The sequence below is a fragment of the Lysobacter korlensis genome (assembly GCF_042434515.1).
Genome location: NZ_JBHLTG010000009.1, coordinates 241,756 through 257,424, shown reverse-complemented (window position 1 = coordinate 257,424; position 15,669 = coordinate 241,756). Strand labels below are relative to the sequence as shown.

At 71.0% G+C, this 15,669-nt stretch carries 18 protein-coding genes; 13 read left to right on the top strand and 5 right to left on the bottom strand.

Going from position 1 to position 15,669, the window contains the following annotated elements; all coding sequences use genetic code 11:
- A partial coding sequence (gene infB / locus ACFFGH_RS29100) for a translation initiation factor IF-2 (protein WP_386675429.1) occupies positions 1–2,065 on the top strand: 2,065 nt, incomplete at its 5' end.
- 90 nt (positions 2,066–2,155) lie between these two features.
- Complete coding sequence (gene rbfA / locus ACFFGH_RS29095; RefSeq protein ID WP_386675426.1) at positions 2,156–2,605, top strand: 30S ribosome-binding factor RbfA; 450 nt, start codon at positions 2,156–2,158, stop codon at positions 2,603–2,605.
- 6 nt (positions 2,606–2,611) lie between these two features.
- On the opposite strand, the gene ACFFGH_RS29090 is transcribed toward rbfA, so the two are convergent.
- Both ACFFGH_RS29090 and ACFFGH_RS29085 read right to left on the bottom strand, forming a co-directional pair.
- Entirely contained in the window at positions 2,612–3,472 is an 861-nt protein-coding gene (locus ACFFGH_RS29090; RefSeq protein ID WP_386675423.1) for an Fpg/Nei family DNA glycosylase, read from the bottom strand.
- A gap of 124 nt (positions 3,473–3,596) precedes the next feature.
- Positions 3,597–4,460 (bottom strand): iron-sulfur binding domain-containing protein, encoded by an 864-nt coding sequence (locus ACFFGH_RS29085; RefSeq protein ID WP_386675420.1) that lies wholly within the window; start codon positions 4,458–4,460, stop codon positions 3,597–3,599.
- Between the two features lie 78 nt (positions 4,461–4,538).
- Between ACFFGH_RS29085 and ACFFGH_RS29080 the strand changes: the two genes are divergently transcribed.
- Both ACFFGH_RS29080 and ACFFGH_RS29075 read left to right on the top strand, forming a co-directional pair.
- Positions 4,539–5,252: a hypothetical protein gene (locus tag ACFFGH_RS29080; protein ID WP_386675417.1), complete on the top strand. Its 714-nt coding sequence runs from the start codon at positions 4,539–4,541 to the stop codon at positions 5,250–5,252.
- Between the two features lie 9 nt (positions 5,253–5,261).
- Positions 5,262–5,873 carry a nucleoside/nucleotide kinase family protein gene (locus tag ACFFGH_RS29075; RefSeq protein ID WP_386675415.1) on the top strand — a complete coding sequence of 204 codons (612 nt, stop codon included), beginning with the start codon at positions 5,262–5,264 and terminating at the stop codon, positions 5,871–5,873.
- 41 nt (positions 5,874–5,914) lie between these two features.
- Here the strand turns inward: ACFFGH_RS29075 and ACFFGH_RS29070 are convergent, their stop codons facing one another.
- A complete protein-coding gene (locus ACFFGH_RS29070) occupies positions 5,915–6,910 on the bottom strand; it encodes a ketopantoate reductase family protein (protein WP_386675412.1) in 996 nt (331 codons plus the stop codon).
- Between the two features lie 101 nt (positions 6,911–7,011).
- Between ACFFGH_RS29070 and truB the strand changes: the two genes are divergently transcribed.
- The 5 genes from truB to ACFFGH_RS29045 are packed head-to-tail and all read left to right on the top strand — an operon-like array spanning position 7,012 to position 10,924.
- Positions 7,012–7,917, top strand: coding sequence for a tRNA pseudouridine(55) synthase TruB (gene truB, locus ACFFGH_RS29065; RefSeq protein WP_386675409.1), 906 nt, complete (start codon positions 7,012–7,014; stop codon positions 7,915–7,917).
- The gene (locus ACFFGH_RS29060; protein ID WP_386675406.1) at positions 7,914–8,282 is read left to right on the top strand and encodes a hypothetical protein; all 369 of its coding nucleotides are present in this window, start codon (positions 7,914–7,916) and stop codon (positions 8,280–8,282) included. The genes truB and ACFFGH_RS29060 overlap by 4 nt, the downstream gene beginning before the upstream one ends.
- Positions 8,283–8,305: 23 nt before the next feature.
- Positions 8,306–8,719 (top strand): hypothetical protein, encoded by a 414-nt coding sequence (locus ACFFGH_RS29055; protein WP_386675404.1) that lies wholly within the window; start codon positions 8,306–8,308, stop codon positions 8,717–8,719.
- Positions 8,719–9,690 carry a bifunctional riboflavin kinase/FAD synthetase gene (locus ACFFGH_RS29050; protein ID WP_386675401.1) on the top strand — a complete coding sequence of 324 codons (972 nt, stop codon included), beginning with the start codon at positions 8,719–8,721 and terminating at the stop codon, positions 9,688–9,690. The genes ACFFGH_RS29055 and ACFFGH_RS29050 overlap by 1 nt, the downstream gene beginning before the upstream one ends.
- 4 nt (positions 9,691–9,694) lie before the next feature.
- Positions 9,695–10,924, top strand: a complete 1,230-nt coding sequence (locus ACFFGH_RS29045; RefSeq protein ID WP_386675398.1) for an MFS transporter — start codon at positions 9,695–9,697, stop codon at positions 10,922–10,924.
- Here the strand turns inward: ACFFGH_RS29045 and ACFFGH_RS29040 are convergent.
- Positions 10,900–11,904 (bottom strand): ROK family protein, encoded by a 1,005-nt coding sequence (locus ACFFGH_RS29040; RefSeq protein ID WP_386675395.1) that lies wholly within the window; start codon positions 11,902–11,904, stop codon positions 10,900–10,902. The two genes, ACFFGH_RS29045 and ACFFGH_RS29040, sit on opposite strands and share 25 nt — an antisense overlap.
- A 70-nt stretch (positions 11,905–11,974) precedes the next feature.
- Between ACFFGH_RS29040 and ACFFGH_RS29035 the strand changes: the two genes are divergently transcribed.
- The 3 genes from ACFFGH_RS29035 (at position 11,975) to ACFFGH_RS29025 (ending at position 13,470) form a co-directional block, all read left to right on the top strand.
- Positions 11,975–12,472: an SRPBCC domain-containing protein gene (locus ACFFGH_RS29035; protein ID WP_386675392.1), complete on the top strand. Its 498-nt coding sequence runs from the start codon at positions 11,975–11,977 to the stop codon at positions 12,470–12,472.
- Between the two features lie 68 nt (positions 12,473–12,540).
- Entirely contained in the window at positions 12,541–12,783 is a 243-nt protein-coding gene (locus tag ACFFGH_RS29030; RefSeq protein ID WP_386675389.1) for a hypothetical protein, read from the top strand.
- A gap of 108 nt (positions 12,784–12,891) precedes the next feature.
- Positions 12,892–13,470 carry a GDSL-type esterase/lipase family protein gene (locus ACFFGH_RS29025; protein WP_386675386.1) on the top strand — a complete coding sequence of 193 codons (579 nt, stop codon included), beginning with the start codon at positions 12,892–12,894 and terminating at the stop codon, positions 13,468–13,470.
- Here the strand turns inward: ACFFGH_RS29025 and ACFFGH_RS29020 are convergent.
- Positions 13,445–13,987 carry a MarR family winged helix-turn-helix transcriptional regulator gene (locus ACFFGH_RS29020; protein ID WP_386675383.1) on the bottom strand — a complete coding sequence of 181 codons (543 nt, stop codon included), beginning with the start codon at positions 13,985–13,987 and terminating at the stop codon, positions 13,445–13,447. The two genes, ACFFGH_RS29025 and ACFFGH_RS29020, sit on opposite strands and share 26 nt — an antisense overlap.
- A 156-nt stretch (positions 13,988–14,143) precedes the next feature.
- Here ACFFGH_RS29020 and ACFFGH_RS29015 point away from each other — a divergent pair, with 156 nt between their 5' ends.
- Complete coding sequence (locus ACFFGH_RS29015; RefSeq protein ID WP_386675380.1) at positions 14,144–15,625, top strand: FAD-dependent oxidoreductase; 1,482 nt, start codon at positions 14,144–14,146, stop codon at positions 15,623–15,625.
- Positions 15,626–15,669 lie beyond the last annotated feature (44 nt).

Below are 15,669 nucleotides of genomic sequence, written 5' to 3'. Positions count from 1 at the left end.
CGGTGCCGGCGGCGGTGGCGGATTCCAGCGTCCCGGCGGCGCTCCCGGCACCGGTGGCGGCTTCGCCGGTCGTCCCGGCGGCGGCGGCGGTCGTGGGCGTGGCCCCGGCGGCGGTACCGCCGGCGCGTTCGGTCGCGGTGGCGGAAAGAGCAAGGCCCGCAAGTCGAAGCGTGCGAAGCGCCAAGAGTTCGAGATGCGCGAAGCCCCGACCATCGGCGGCGTCAGCGTTCCCCGCGGTGACGGCACCACCGTCATCCGGATGCGCCGCGGCGCCTCGATCACGGACTTCGCCGACAAGATCGAGAACCTGACCGGCATGCAGGTCATGCCCGGCAACCTCGTCACTGTGCTGTTCCAGCTCGGTGAGATGGCGACCGCCACGGAGTCCCTCGATGAGGCGACGTTCGAGGTGCTCGGCGGCGAGCTCGGCTACCGCGTGCAGATCGTCTCCCCGGAGGACGAGGACAAGGAGCTGCTCGAGGGCTTCTCCATCGACCTCGACCAGGAGCTCGCCGACGAGAGCGACGAGGACCTGGAGATCCGGCCGCCGGTCGTGACCGTCATGGGTCACGTCGACCACGGTAAGACGAAGCTGCTCGACGCGATCCGTCAGGCGAACGTCGTGGCCGGCGAGGCCGGCGGCATCACCCAGCACATCGGCGCCTACCAGGTCTGGACCGAGCACGAGGGCTTCGAGCGCGCCATCACCTTCATCGACACCCCGGGTCACGAGGCGTTCACCGCCATGCGTGCCCGTGGTGCGCAGGTCACCGACATCGCGATCCTCGTGGTGGCGGCGGACGACGGGATCATGCCGCAGACGATCGAGGCGCTGAACCACGCGCAGGCGGCCGGCGTGCCGATCGTCGTGGCCGTGAACAAGGTGGACAAGGAAGGCGCGAACCCCGCCAAGGTGCGCCAGCAGCTCACCGAGTACGGCCTGGTCGCGGAGGAGTACGGCGGCGACACCATGTTCGTCAACGTCTCCGCGCTCGCCAAGACCGGCATCGACGACCTGCTCGACGCGGTGCTGCTCACCGCCGACGCCGGTCTCGACCTGCGTGCGAACCCGAACAAGGACGCCCGCGGTGTCGCCATCGAGGCGAAGCTCGACAAGGGACGGGGTGCGGTCGCAACCGTGCTCATCCAGTCGGGAACGCTCCGCGTCGGCGACGCGATCGTCGCCGGCCGTGCCTATGGCCGTGTCCGCGCGATGACCGACGAGAACGGCGAGATCGTGCTCGAGGCGCAGCCGTCGCGGCCCGTGCAGGTGCAGGGTCTCTCCAGCGTCCCGCGCGCCGGTGACACCTTCCTCGTCACCGAGGAGGACCGCACCGCGCGGCAGATCGCCGAGAAGCGCGAAGCCGTCGAGCGCAACGCCACGCTGGCCAAGGCCCGCAAGCGCATCAGCCTCGAGGACTTCACCCGTGCGCTCCAGGAGGGCAAGGTCGAGTCGCTCAACCTCATCCTCAAGGGTGACGTCTCCGGTGCCGTCGAGGCGCTCGAGGAGTCGCTGCTCAAGATCGATGTGGACGAGTCGGTTCAGCTGCGCATCATCCACCGCGCGGTCGGTGCCATCACCGAGAGCGACGTGAACCTGGCCACCATCGACAACGCGATCATCATCGGCTTCAACGTCCGCCCCGACACGAAGGCGCGCGAGCGCGCCGCTCGCGAGGGCGTGGACATCCGCTTCTACTCCGTCATCTACTCGGCACTCGAGGAGATCGAGAGCTCGCTCAAGGGCATGCTCAAGCCGGAGTTCGAAGAGGTGCAGTCGGGTGTCGCCGAGATCCGCGAGGTGTTCCGCAGCTCGAAGTTCGGCAACATCGCGGGAACGATCGTCCGAAGCGGCACCATCACGCGGAACGCGAAGGCTCGTGTCATCCGCGACGGTGTGGTGATCGCCGATGGTCTCGCGATCGAGTCGCTGCGCCGGTTCAAGGACGACGTCACCGAGGTCCGCACGGACTTCGAGTGCGGTATCGGCCTCGGACGGTTCAACGACATCCAGATCGGTGACGAGATCGAGACGATCGAGCTTCGCGAGAAGCCGCGCGGCTAATCCGCGTATTGTTCCCAATCCGGCTCGATGTGCCTGCCGCGGCAGGCACATCGAGCCGGAACGGGAACATTCATCTGTGAGGAGTGAGCAATGGCTGATCCGCAGCGCGCCCGCAAGATGGCGGACCGCATCAAGGAGATCGTCGCCCGCCGGCTCGACAAGGGCATCCGCGACCCGCGGCTCGGCTTCGTCACCATCACGGATGTGCGGGTGACGGGCGACCTGCAGCATGCCAGCATCTTCTACACGGTGTACGGCACCGATGAAGAGCGCGCCAACTCCGCCGCCGCCCTGAAGGCCGCGACCGGGATGCTGCGCAGCGAGGTCGGCAGGAACATCACCGCCCGGCTGACCCCGTCGCTGGAGTTCATCGCCGACGCGGTGCCCGAGAACGCCGCGTCGATCGAGAAGCTGCTGCAGGAGGCGCGTCAGCGCGACACCGAGGTGGCCGAGCTCGCGTCGTCCGCCGGTTACGCCGGTGACCCCGACCCGTACATCAAGCCCCGCGACGAGGACGACGACTTCGACGACGCCCGCTAGCCGAGGTCACTTCACGAGGCGCGAGAGCAGCCGGTCCGCGAGCGGCTTGCCGCCCGTCTGGCAGGTGGGGCAGTACTGCAGCGTCGAATCGTGGAAGATCACCTGTCGCACGGTGTCGCCGCAGACAGGACAGGGCTCGCCGGGGCGGCCGTGCACCCGCATGCCGCTCTTTTTCTCCTTCTTCAGCTCCGACGCCGCAAGCCCCTCCGCGCGGGCGAGCGCATCCCGCAGGGTCGACTGGATCGCGTCGTAGAGGACCGCGATCTCCTCGTCGGTCATCGAGGCGGGCTTGAACGGCGACATGCGGGCCACGTGCAGGATCTCGTCGGAGTAGGCGTTGCCGATCCCGGCGATGATCGCCTGGTTCCGCAGCACCCCCTTGATCTGCGCCCGTCCGGCCTTGCGGAGGATGCCGGTGAGTGTCTCCATCGTGAACGCCGGGTCGAGCGGATCGGGCCCGAGCGTCGCCAGCCGCTCCACCTCGGTCGGGTCGCGCACCAGCCAGATCGCGAGGCTCTTCTTGGTTCCCGCCTCCGTCAGGTCGAACCCGTCCCCGTCGTCGAGCACCAGCCGCGCGGCGAGCGGGCCCTTCCCCGGCCGGCCGCTCGCCGCCGGCGGGTTCGGACGCCAACGCAGCCATCCGGCCCGCGCCAGGTGCAGCACGAGATGCACATCGCCGATCGCGAGGTCCAGGAACTTGCCGTGCCGCCGCACGTCCATCACGGTCTGCCCGGCGAGCGCCGAGAGCGGGGGGTCGAACGTCTTCAGCGCCGGGAATGACACGATGTCGAGCCGGTCGACCACCCGACCGCGCAGCCGCGTGTTGAGATCGTCGACCAGCGCTTGGACTTCTGGCAGCTCCGGCACGAGAGCAAGTCTGCCGCGGCTCCCGCCGGCCGTCGAGTCTCGGCCGCTCCGACGGCGGTCTCCCGGCGCCGTGGGCGGCCCTTTCCGCGCCGCCCGCGTCGGTCCGGCGCCAAGAGCTCACCGATCAGGGGAGGGCGTAGCCGTCGTCGGTCAGCGCGGCGAGCCCGTCCTTCAGGAGGCCCTCGAGGATGCGGGAGCGGCGATCCGGTTCCGTCACCGCCTCCACGAGGGCCTCCTCCGAAACGGGAACCTCACTTCCGCGCAGCACGGCCAGGATGCGGCCGCGCGCCTCGCGGTCGGACCCCACGTAGCGCTGCTGCCGGGGAGCCCGCGGCCCCGCGTACGCCGGGTAGCCGAGGGCACGCCACCGGCACACGTCCGCCAGCGGGCAGGCGTCGCACTTCGGGTTCCGTGCGGTGCAGACGATCGCTCCGAGCTCCATCATCCCGGCGTTGAACACCGCCGCTTCGTCGTTCTCGGCGGGCAGCAGCGCATCCATTGCGGCGAGATCGCGCGCCGTCGCGGCCGGGCCCGCCAGCCCCTGGCCCTCCACCGCCCGGGCGATCACCCGCCGCACGTTGGTGTCGACCACCGGATGCCGCAGGCCGTACGCGAACACCGCGATGGCGCGAGCGGTGTACTGGCCGATGCCCGGCAGGGCGAGCAGCGCGTCGACGTCGGCCGGGACCTTTCCATCGTGCTGCTCCGCGATGGCGACGGCGGCGGAGTGCAGGGCAAGCGCACGCCGGGGATAGCCCAGGCGGTCCCACGCTCGGACCGCCTCGCCGGGCGGGGTGGCCGCAAGATCCGCCGGGGTCGGCCAGCGGCGCAGCCACTCCTCGAGCCTTGGTAGAACGCGGGAGACCTGCGTCTGCTGCAGCATGAACTCGCTGACCAGCGTTCCCCACGCAGGAAATCCCGGCCGTCGCCACGGAAGGTCGCGACGGTTCTCCCGATACCAGGGGTTCACCTGCCGCGCCGAGACCACGGACCCACCCTAGGTCGCCCCCGCCGCGGAACAGCTCCGGTCTATCGGGCCAGGGCCAGTCGGGAGCAGACTGTGCACATGGCCAAGGCCTCCCCGCCACCGCCCGTCCCGGCATCGGGCTCGCCGGACTCGCTGCGCGCGCAGCTGCTGGCCACCGAGCACTGGAGCCTGCTCGCCTCCCGGTCCACCGCGCAGAGCGAGGTGCTGGTGCGGATCAGCATCCTGCTGACGCTCGTGTCGGCGGGCCTGGTCAGCCTCGCGCTGGTTGGCCAGGTCACCGACTTCGCGGACCCGTTCCCGCTGTACGCGGTCGGGATCCTCAGCATCATCACCCTGATCGGGCTCATGACCCAGATCCGCGTCCGCAATGTCGGCATGGAAGACCTGATGTACGTGCTCGCGATGAATCGTCTCCGCGCGGCCTATCTGGAGCTCGACCCCGGAATCCGCCCGTATCTGATGGCAGGCAGCAACGACGACCTCGCGGGGATGTCGCGCACCTACTTCTTTCTCGACCCCGACCGGAACCGGCATCAGCTGGCCGGGAGCACGATGATGTTCATCGCCGTGGTGAACTCCGCCCTCACCGGGCTCCTCGCGGCGGCCATCGTCGCCGCGCTGGGCGGCGGCAGTGTGCTGGCCGGGGTCGTGGCCGCCGTGCTGGGGCTGGTCTACATCGGGCTGTCGGTGCTCCAAGGCGGGCGGGAGTTCCACCGGTTCTGGCGATCGTACGAGCCGCTCGTGCCCACGCCGGCCGGCGGGCGACAGCCGCCACAAGGGCCACGGACGTAGGCTTCGGCCATGGAACGGTGGGCGCCACGGCGCGACGATGTCCTCGCCGAGATCGCGGGCGAGATACTGCACAACTACGCCACCGGCCGCACCCTGGTCGCCGTCGACGGCCGGCACGGCTCGGGACAGGACGAGTTCGCGGATGGCCTCGTCACCGCGCTGAGAGCGGCCGGCGCGGCCGCCGCCCGGCTGCCGATCGAGGCGTTCGCCACTCGCGCCGAGGACGCGTACCGGGACGGCTACGACTACGACGACTTCCGCGATACGGCGGTGAAGCCGTTCCGGAGCGGCGAAGCCGTGCTGCCCGAGCTGACGGACCGCGTCGCGCCGCCTGGCCTGCCCGACGAGCTCCCGGCGGACGCCGTGCTGGTGGTCGACGGGGTCTTCCTCAACCGGCCGGAGCTCTCGGGGATCTGGAAGCACTCGGTGTGGCTGCAGGTGCCGCAGGAGTCGACCGAGGAGCGGCTTCGCGAAGCGGGGACGCCGGAGGAGATGATCGAACGGGCCAAGGCCGCGCAGGCACGGTACCGCGGCCACCTCGACCCGACGGCGAAGGCGGACACCCTGGTGGACAACAGCGATCCGGAGCACCCGCGGAGGATCTTCGCCGACTCCTGCTGAGATCCGATCCGAGAAGACTCGGACACGCCGATTCGGGCTGCTCAGCCCCCGATCGAGTCCAGCCGGACGACGACCTCCTCCGGCGTGAGAAAGCGGCCGGTGCGCTCCACCTCGTGCACGAGCTCCACCATCGCCGCGTTCACCGGCACCGGCACACCGGTGCCGTGAGCGGCGTCGACGACCGCGCCCGCCAGGTGGTCGATCTCGGTCGCAGCGCCTCGGCGAATGCTCTGCAGCGTCGATGCGGGGTTCGGCACGTCGCCCATCCGGGCCGCCATCTTCCGCGGCACCAGCTCGGCGAATGGCACCGGCAGCCGGATCATCCGCCTCAGCACCCGGTCGTCGAGGTGCTGCAGCGGCGCGAAGGTGACGTCCTTCGCCCGGCCGACCCGCACGGTCTCCAGCATGCCGAGCGTCAGGATGCGCCGCAGGGCACGGTCCGCGACGACCTGCTGCACGCTCAATCCGGTGATCGCAGGCAGGGCGTTCACCTGGTTGATCACGAGCTTCGTCCACTGCGCGCCGGCGAAGTCGTCGGTGCGGGTGACGGACAGCACGTCGTCGAAGGCCCGGGCAGCCAGTTCGAGTGCGGCGTCGTCGTCGCCGCCGAGGCAGAGGCCGGCCGCCGCGGTCACGGTGATCTCGCCCGGGGAGGAGAGCGACGCGGCGAAGAGCGCGAGGCCGCCGACGAGCGGCGACCCGGGGGCGGCTTCCGCTGCACGCTCCAGCCCGGCGAGCCCGTTCTGCACCACCACGAGCGGCACGCCGTCCAGCAGTGCCGCGTTCGGCCGGAGTGCCGCCTCGGCGTCGTGCGCCTTGGTGGCGAGGATCGCGAGGTCGGGGACCGCCGCGAGGGCATCGCCGGCCCACACCGCGGCGACATGGTCGCCCCACGCGCCGGTGAGCCGCAGTCCTGACGCCTGGATCGCCGCGAGGTGCGCCCCGCGGGCGGTCACCTCGAGTGAATGGCCGGCGCGATCGAGCAGCGCGGCGAGGGTGCCGCCGACGGCGCCCGCACCGAGAACGGCAACCCGCATCCTCCGATCCTAGAACCGGCGCGCGAAGCGCCGCGAAGGCCGGATCACGGCCGCTCCGCCCGCCTCCCGGTCGCCGGGAACCCTGGCGGTAGCCTGGGACGGTGACCGGAACGCGGCAATCGGGCGGCATCGTGCTCGTCGACAAGCCGGCCGGCATCACCAGCCACGATGTGGTGTCGCGGGTGCGGCGGCTCGCGGGAACCCGGAAAGTCGGCCACGCCGGCACCCTCGACCCTGCCGCCACCGGGCTGCTGCTGCTCGGCCTCGACAGTTCCACCCGGCTCCTCACCTACCTGGTGGGTCTCGACAAGGAGTACTTCGCCACGATCCGGCTCGGCATCGCCACCTCGACGGATGACGCCGAGGGCGAGGTCGTCTCGGTCGCATCGGACGAGGCACTCGCCGCGGTCGCGGAGGAGGGCATCCGCGAGGAGATCGCGGCTCTCACCGGGCGGATCTCGCAGGTGCCGAGCACGGTCAGCGCCATCAAGGTGGACGGAAAGCGGGCGTACGCGCGAGCGCGGGCGGGGGAGACGGTCACCCTGGTCGCCCGGGAGGTGACCGTGTCGGCGTTCGAGCTGCTCGGCATCGACCGTTCCGCCGGACTGCAGCTCCGGGTCCGCGTCGAGTGCTCCTCCGGCACGTACATCCGTGCCCTCGCACGAGATCTCGGCGAGCGGCTGGGTGTCGGCGGATCGCTCAGCGAGCTGCGCCGGACGCGCATCGGTCCGTTCGCGATCGACGACGCCGCGCCGCTCGACGAGTCGATCCGGGATGCCGCGCTCGCACCCGCGGACGTCGCATCGCGGCTCTACCCGGTGCTGGGCCTCTCGGCGGAACAGACCGTGGACCTCTCGCACGGCAAGCGTGTGCAGGTCGGGGAGGGGCACCCCTCCGGCCCCCTCGCCGCGGTGACCCCGGACGGCGCGCTGGCGGGGATCGTCGAGGTATCGGACGGTGCCGCGAAGACCCTGGTGAACTTCCCGACGGCGGAGGTGACCGGATGATCGAGTGGCTCACCTGGGTGCTGGTGGCTGTCGCAACCGCCGCCGGGCTCCTCTGCCTGGTCTTCGGCATCGCCGGCCGGCCGCCCGCCGACCTCACTCTCGGTTCGGTGCTGCTGGTGGAGCTGCTGCTGCTGGTCCAGCTGGGCGTCGCCGTGACCGCTCCGCTCGTCGGCAACGAGCCGACCGGCAACCTGGTGGAGTACTACGTCTACCTGGTGAGCGCGATCCTGATCCCGCCGCTCACCGTGCTGTGGGGTCTCGTCGAACGCTCCCGCTGGAGCACCGTGGTCCTCGCGATCGGCGCGCTGGCGGTCGCCGTGATGGTGTACCGGATGCACGTCATCTGGTTCGTCCAGATGGCGTGACCGCACGCGTTAAGGTGAAAGAAATGGCCGATTCCTCATCCTCCCGCGCCGTCGGCGTCGGACGCGTACTCGTGGTCGTCTACGCGATCCTCGCACTCGCCGCGACTGGACGCTCGGTATTCCAGATCCTGACGAAATTCGAGTCGGCGCCGGTGGCGTACTCCCTGTCGGCACTCGCCGCGCTCGTCTACGTCGCGGCGACCGTCGCGCTGATCGCCCGCGGAAGCGCCGCATACCGCGCCGCCTGGGCCGCCATCGCGTTCGAGCTGGCGGGGGTGCTCGTGGTGGGCACGCTCAGCCTCGCGGACCCGCAGCTCTTCCCGGACGACACCGTCTGGTCGCAGTTCGGCCGCGGCTACCTCTTCATCCCCCTCGTGCTTCCCATCCTCGGAATCGCCTGGCTCGTCAAGCGGCGGCCGAGCACGGTGCCCGCCTGATGGAGCGCTACGACGGCCTCGACGCCGTGCCCACCCCTTTCGGGCCGAGCGCGGTCACGATCGGCAAGTTCGACGGGGTGCACGTCGGGCACCGTGCAGTGCTGGAGCAGCTGCAACGGGTCGCCGAGGAGCGGCACCTGCTGCCGGTCGTGGTGACCTTCGACCGTCATCCGCTCGCCCTGCTCGCCCCGGAGAAGTGCCCGCCGGCGCTGGTGAGCCTGGACCAGAAGCTGGAGCTGCTGGCGGAGACGGGGGTCGCGGCGACGGTCGTTCTGCCGTTCGACGAGCGACTGAGCAAGCTCCCTGCCGAGCACTTCGTCGAGGAGGTGCTCGGCGGCCGGCTGCGAGCGCAGGCGGTGCTCGTCGGATCCGACTTCCGTTTCGGCGCCAAGGGATCGGGGAACGTCCAGACGCTCCGCGAGCTGGGACCGGCGAACGGCTTCGACGTCGTGCTGGTCGACGACGTCGGCATCCCGGATGACACGGACCCGGTGCACCGGGCATCCTCGACCGCCATCCGGCAGCTTCTCGCGGACGGTCGCCCCGAGGCGGCGGCGAAGCTGCTCGGGCACCTGCACACCGTGCGCTCAACCGTGGTGCACGGACAGCAGCGCGGGCGCCTGCTCGGCTATCCGACGGCGAACCTCGATCCGGACCTCGAAGGACTGGTCCCCGCTGACGGCGTGTACGCGGCGTGGCTGACCGTCGACGGGGTGCGCTATCCGGCCGCCGTCTCGGTCGGCAACAACCCGACCTTCACGGGTGTGCCGGCGAAGCAGGTGGAGGCGCACGCCCTCGACCAGGACTTCGACATCTACGGCAAGACGGTGGAGCTCGCGTTCGTCGAGTACGTGCGCGGGATGCTGAAGTTCGATGGAATGGATCCGCTCATCGCGCAGATGCGCGACGACGTGCATCAGGTGCGAGGGATCCTCGGCGTCCGGGAGGCAGGAGCCCCGCCCGTAGGATGAGGCAGTGCCAGAACCGCGTCGCCGCCCACTCTGGGCGGGACGCACACTGGCGCTCGCCGCCATCCTGCTGCTCGCCCTGAACCTGCGCAGCGCCGTCGCGGCACTCTCGCCGATCGCCGCGTTCATCGCCGAGGACGTGCCCCTCGACGCCCTGGCGCTCGGGGTGCTCGGGATGCTGGCGCCGGTGGCGTTCGCCTCCTGCGGCCTGTTCGCGCCAGCGCTCACCCGCCGGTTCGGCCTCGAGGCGACGCTGGTGGGCGCCTGCGTGGTCATGCTGGCCGGTCCGCTGCTGCGGGCCTCGGCCGGGTCGTCTGCGGTGCTGTTCGCTGGCACGGCGCTGACCTTCCTCGGCATGGGCGTCGGCAACGTGCTGCTCCCGCCCGCGGTGAAGCGGTACTTCCCCGACCGGATCGGTGCGCTCACTGCGGCGTACGCGACCCTGCTCGCGGTGAGCACCACCATCCCGCCGGCGATCGCGGTGCCGCTCGCAGAGGCGACCAGCTGGCGGGTGTCGCTTGCCGTGTGGGGCGTGTTCGCCCTGTGCGCACTCGTGCCGTGGGCGGTCCTGTGGGCGCGAGGGCGACGCAGCGCACGCGCCGAGGCGGCGGCAGGCGGCCCCGGCGTGCCGGCGCCGCAGCGGCTGCCTGCCCGCCGATTGCGGTCCTCGCTCGTCGCGTGGGCCATGGTGCTCACCTTCGGGGTGTCATCGCTGAATGCCTACACGATGTTCGCCTGGCTGCCTCAGCTGTTGATCGAGCATGCCGGAGTGACCGCCGCGACGGCCGGCGCGCTCCTCGCGGTGTACTCGTTCACCGGCTTTCCCATGTCCCTCGCCGTGCCGGTGCTCGCCGCCCGGATGCGCAGTGTCGCGCCGCTGATCTATGTCGGCTCGCTCTGCTTCGTCAGCGGCTACCTCGGGCTGCTGCTCGCACCGGAGACGGCGACGCTGCTGTGGGTGGTGCTCGCCGGCGCCGGACCGCTGATCTTCCCGGTCGTGCTGGTGCTGATCAACACGCGCACACGCACGCCTGCCGGATCGGTGGCGCTCAGCGGGTTCACGCAGGGTCTTGGCTACACCGCCGGAGCCCTCGGCCCACTCGTGGTGAGCCTGCTCCACGAGGGCACGGGCGACTGGAGTGCGCCGCTGATCTTCCTGCTCATCACCGGCTGCCTGCCGGTGATCGCCGGGTTCGTGCTGCGGAAGCCCGGCTACGTCGACGAGCCGAGCGGCTGAGGCTCCGCGGACCCCGTGACCACGGCGGCGCGGTGGATCAACGCCGCGGCGCCGATGAGGGGCCCCTCGTCGGAGAGACCCGAGGGCACGACCTGCACCTTCTTCACGAACCCGAACTCGGCGCGCTCGTCGATCGCCTCCCGGATGAAGCCGAACAGGTCGGGGGAGACCCGGGAGAACCCGCCGCCGACGGCGACGACCTCGAGGTCGGTGAGTGCGGCGGCGGACGCGATGGCCCGGCCGATCGCGGTGCCGGCGCGGCGAACGGCAGCACGGGCGATCGCATCCCCTGCGGTGTATGCGGTGGCGAGCTGCTCACCGCTGTTGCCGGTCCACCCCTGCGAGCGCGCCCAGGCGACGCTGCGCGGGCCGGATGCCACCGCCTCGACGCAGCCGGTGCCGCCGCACGCGCAGCGCACGTCGAAGCCGCCGACCTCGATGTGCCCGATGTGACCGGCATTCCCGGTCGGCCCGGAGACGGTGGCGCCGCCCAGAATCAGGCCGCCGCCGATGCCCGTGGACACCACCATTCCCATCACGTTGTCGACGCCGCCCGCGGCGCCGATCCAGTGATCCGCCAGCGTGATGGCGAGCCCGTCCATGCGGAGCGTGACCGGCGCCGGGGTCGCCCGATCCCGCAGCCATTCGACGACCCGGTCGCGGAACGGGAAGCCCCGCCACTGCGGCACGTTGAGCGGCGAGACGAGTCCGGCGCGCTCGTCGATCGGGCCGGCGGTGCCGATCCCCACCCCGATGAGCTCACGGTCGCCGACTGCGGCGAGCGCGGCGTCCAGCACGGATGCCACCGACTCCCACAGCCCTTCGGACGACGCGGAGGGGCCGGTCGGTGCACGGAAACGCGAGCCCGGGAGCAGCCGGCCGGCGCCGTCGACGAGCGCGCTCTCCACCTTGGTGCCGCCGAAATCGAGCGCGAGCGCGACTGGTCCGCTCGCGACGGGGCCGGATCCGGAGGTCTGCATGCCCACAGGGTACCGGCCGGAACCGTCGCGCCTGCCGCGCTGTGTCGCCCGCCCGACCTACCCTGGATGCATGGACAGGGGCCTGCCGCACGGCGAGTTCACGGTCGCGCGGGAGTACGACCTCCCACCCGCCGTGGTGTGGGACGCCCTCACCGACCCGGCACTGCTCGAGGGTTGGCTCGGCGCCGGCATCTCCGACGCGGAGGTGGGCGGCACGTTCGTGCTCGACTGGCTCGATCCGCACCATCACGGCGCCGCGGTCGCGGGGGAGATCGTGCTGCTGGAGCCCCGCTCACAGCTGCTGGTCCGGGCGATGGAGTACTCGATGGCGATGCTGATCGACGAGCTGCCCCATGGCGCCCGGGGTTCGTCGACCCGGCTCACCCTGTCGGCGCGGCTTCCCGCGGGGCGGCATTCCGAGCGCGAGGAGATCGCGCACTGGCGCGCCCACCTGGAGGCCCTCGAAGACCTGCTCCGTGGGCACCCCGTCGTGTGGGAGCGGTGGGACGCCGACTACGGAGAGGCCACCCGCGCCTTCCTGGCGGAGACCCGGACGACGGCTCGCTGACCCGGGCGGCGCGACCGGCTATCGCACGGGCTGGGAGCCCGTTCAGGCGCCCTCTCTACCGTGGAGCCATGATTCCGCGCCCACTTCAGCAGGCCTCCGTCCCCGCCGCGCTGGCGACGATCGCGGTGCTGCTCCTCACGGCGGGCGCTGCCCCGGAAGGCACCGAGCAGGGCGCGTCGCAAGCCGGGCTGATCTTCGCCATCGCGGCGGTGGTGGTCGTGATCGCGGTGATCGTCTATCTGCTGACGATCGGGCGCCGACAGTTCAGCAACCGCAGGGGAAGCGACGGCAACGGGCCGGGCGGCGACTGAGCCGGACTGGGCTCTGCCGGTTCGGGCGGTTCGCCTTTTCCGGTGGCGCGACGGACAATGGATCAGTCGGCTGGGGAACGCTCAGGGCGAGTACGCGGAGGTTGAAGCATGACGGACAACGCACGCGAGTCGATCGCATTCGTGGGGGACAGCCTCATCGAGGGCGGCCGCTGGGACGAGTGGTTCCAGGAGTCCGAGGTGCTGAGCTTCGGGGTTCCAGGGGCAACGACGGATGACCTGCTGAAACGGCTGGACGAGATCGTCCAAGCCGACCCTGATGAGCTGGTGCTGCTCATCGGCACCGAAGACCTCAGCCGCCGGGGCTCCGTAGAGCACGTCGTCCGGAACATCGAGACGGCGCTCGTCACGCTCCGGAAGGAGCTGCCCGGCACGCGGCTGCTGCTCGTCTCGATCCTGCCGCGCGGGCACGAGTTCGCGGAGCGGATCCAGGAGGCGAACCGTCACCTCTGGCAGTTCGTGGCGACGGTGCACGGTCAGTACCTCGACGCTTGGCCCGCTCTGGCGCTCGAGGACGGGGAGCTGAACCCGATGTACACCGCCGACCGGCTGCACCTCAACGATCAGGGCTACGAGGCCTGGCTCGCCGAGCTGCGCCCGGCGCTGGCGCGCCTGCGGGATCAGCCGCCGATGAGCGGCGTCATCACGCTTCCCCGGCTTCACTCCTGAGCTGTCGCACGTAGTCCCGCCCGGCGGCGGCGAGCCGGCGGGTCTGCGACGCGTACGTGCGGATCTCCTCCTCGGTCCAATCCCGGGTCATGTGCTCGATGGTGCGATCGGCGGCTGCGATGCTCGCCTCTGCGACGGCCCGCCCGGATTCGGTGAGATGCACGCGGACCACCCGGGCGTCGCCCGCATCCGGTCGCCGTTCGACGAAGCCGAGGCCCTCGAGGTGCGCCAGGAGCTTGCTGACGTTCGACGCTCCCGTCAGCAGCTCGGCGGCGAGGTCCGAGGGGCGCAGCGCCTCCCCGCTGGCGAGGATCATCAGCAGCCGTGAGCCCGGCACGCCGACCCGCGCGTCCACCCGCGCGACGTTGTCCGCGCTGAAATCCGGATGGTTCCACTGGTGCACGAACTCCGCCAGGCTCGCGAGCAGCTCCGACCGGAACGGCACCTGCGTCCCCTCGGGGAGGTCCTCGGACGTCGACGATCCGCCCGCGCCCGATCCCGGCATCGAATCCAACATGTCGCTCACTGTACCCCGATGGCGTACCGCGGGCGCCGTTCGTTACACACCGCGAGTGGCGGATCGAGAATCGCCACCGCTCCGGCCGCGCCCCACCGGGCGGGCGCTCAGCCTCCCTCGATACCGTGGCAAACACCCGACGGATGGAGTTCATGGATGACCTCACTGTGGCTGGACCGCGCCCCGCGCATCGAGACAGACGAGTTCGAGGCGGGACAGCAGTTCGATGAGGTCATCGTCGGAGCCGGCATCACCGGATTGGTCGCGGCGCTTCTGTTCTCCCGGGCGGGTCGGAGGGTCGCGGTGGTCGAGGCCCGCCGGGTCGGTGCGGTCACCACGGGGAACACCACCGCGAAGCTGAGCGTGCTGCAGGGCGCGCACCTGCAGCAGGTGCAGGCGTACTCCTACCGCGCCATCGTGAAGGCCTACGTGGAGGCGAACCTGGAGGGGCTGGCCTGGATGTCGCGCTACGCCGACGATCAGGGGATCCCCATCCAGTTCAAGGACTCGGTGAGCTACGCCGCCACACCGGAGGGTGTCCGGACCGTCAACCGCGAGTACGACATCGCGAAGGCGGTGGGGCTGCCGGTGCGGCGCGGGACCGACGTGGGGCTGCCGTTCGAGACCCACGCGGCGGTGGTGCTGCCCGACCAGGCGCAGTTCGACCCGATGGATGTGCTGGCCACCCTCGCCGCCGACGTGCGGTCGCATGGCGGCAAGATCTTCGAAGACGTGAGGGTCTCGCGGGCGAAGGCCGGCGACCCGGCGAAGGTGTTCACCAACAAGGGGCAGCTGCTGGCACAGCACGTCATCGTGGCGACCGGCATCCCGGTGCTCGACCGCGGGCTGTACTTCGCGAAGGTGAAGGCCGGACGATCGTACGCGATGAGCTACCGGGTCGATGGCGCGCTTCCGCCGGGCATGTACATGAGCGTCGACTCCTCGCTGAAGCGCTCGGTGCGGACCACTCCGTCGGCGGACGGCGATCTGCTGATCATCGGCGGGAACGGGCACACCGTCGGGCGCGACCCGTCGCCGAAGTCGCACGTGCGCGACCTGGAGGAGTGGACGCAGCAGCACTGGCCTGGCGCGGTGCGCACCCACGCGTGGAGCGCGCAGGACTACGAAACGCCCCACAAGGTGCCGTTCGTCGGGTGGATGCCCCGCGGCCGCGGGCGGATCTACCTCGCGACCGGGTACGACAAGTGGGGGATGACCAACTCGGTGCAGTGCGCGCTCACGCTCGCCTCCGACATCCTCGGCGGGAACACCCCGTGGGCGAAGGTGCTCCACCGCCGGATCACCACCCCGCGGGCCTTCGCCTGGGGGGTCGGCTACAACGCCGGCGTCGCCGTCGAGTACGCGAAGGGCTACGCCAAGGCGCTGCTGCGCGGCCTGCCTGACAGCCCACCGGATGAGGGTGAGGGCGTCGTCGGCCGGGACGGCCTGCTCCCCACCGGGATGTCGACGGTGAACGGCGTCGTGTGTCGCGTGTCGGCGGTCTGCACCCACCAGCATGCGGTGCTCAGCTGGAACGACCAGGAGCACAGCTGGGACTGCCCCGCGCACGGCTCCCGCTTCGGTGCGGACGGCACCCTGCTTGAAGGTCCCGCCACCCGGAACCTCCGCCTGCGCTGACCTGCCCCCGGGTCACTGAGCCCGTCCGGTCCCTGAGCCGCCCG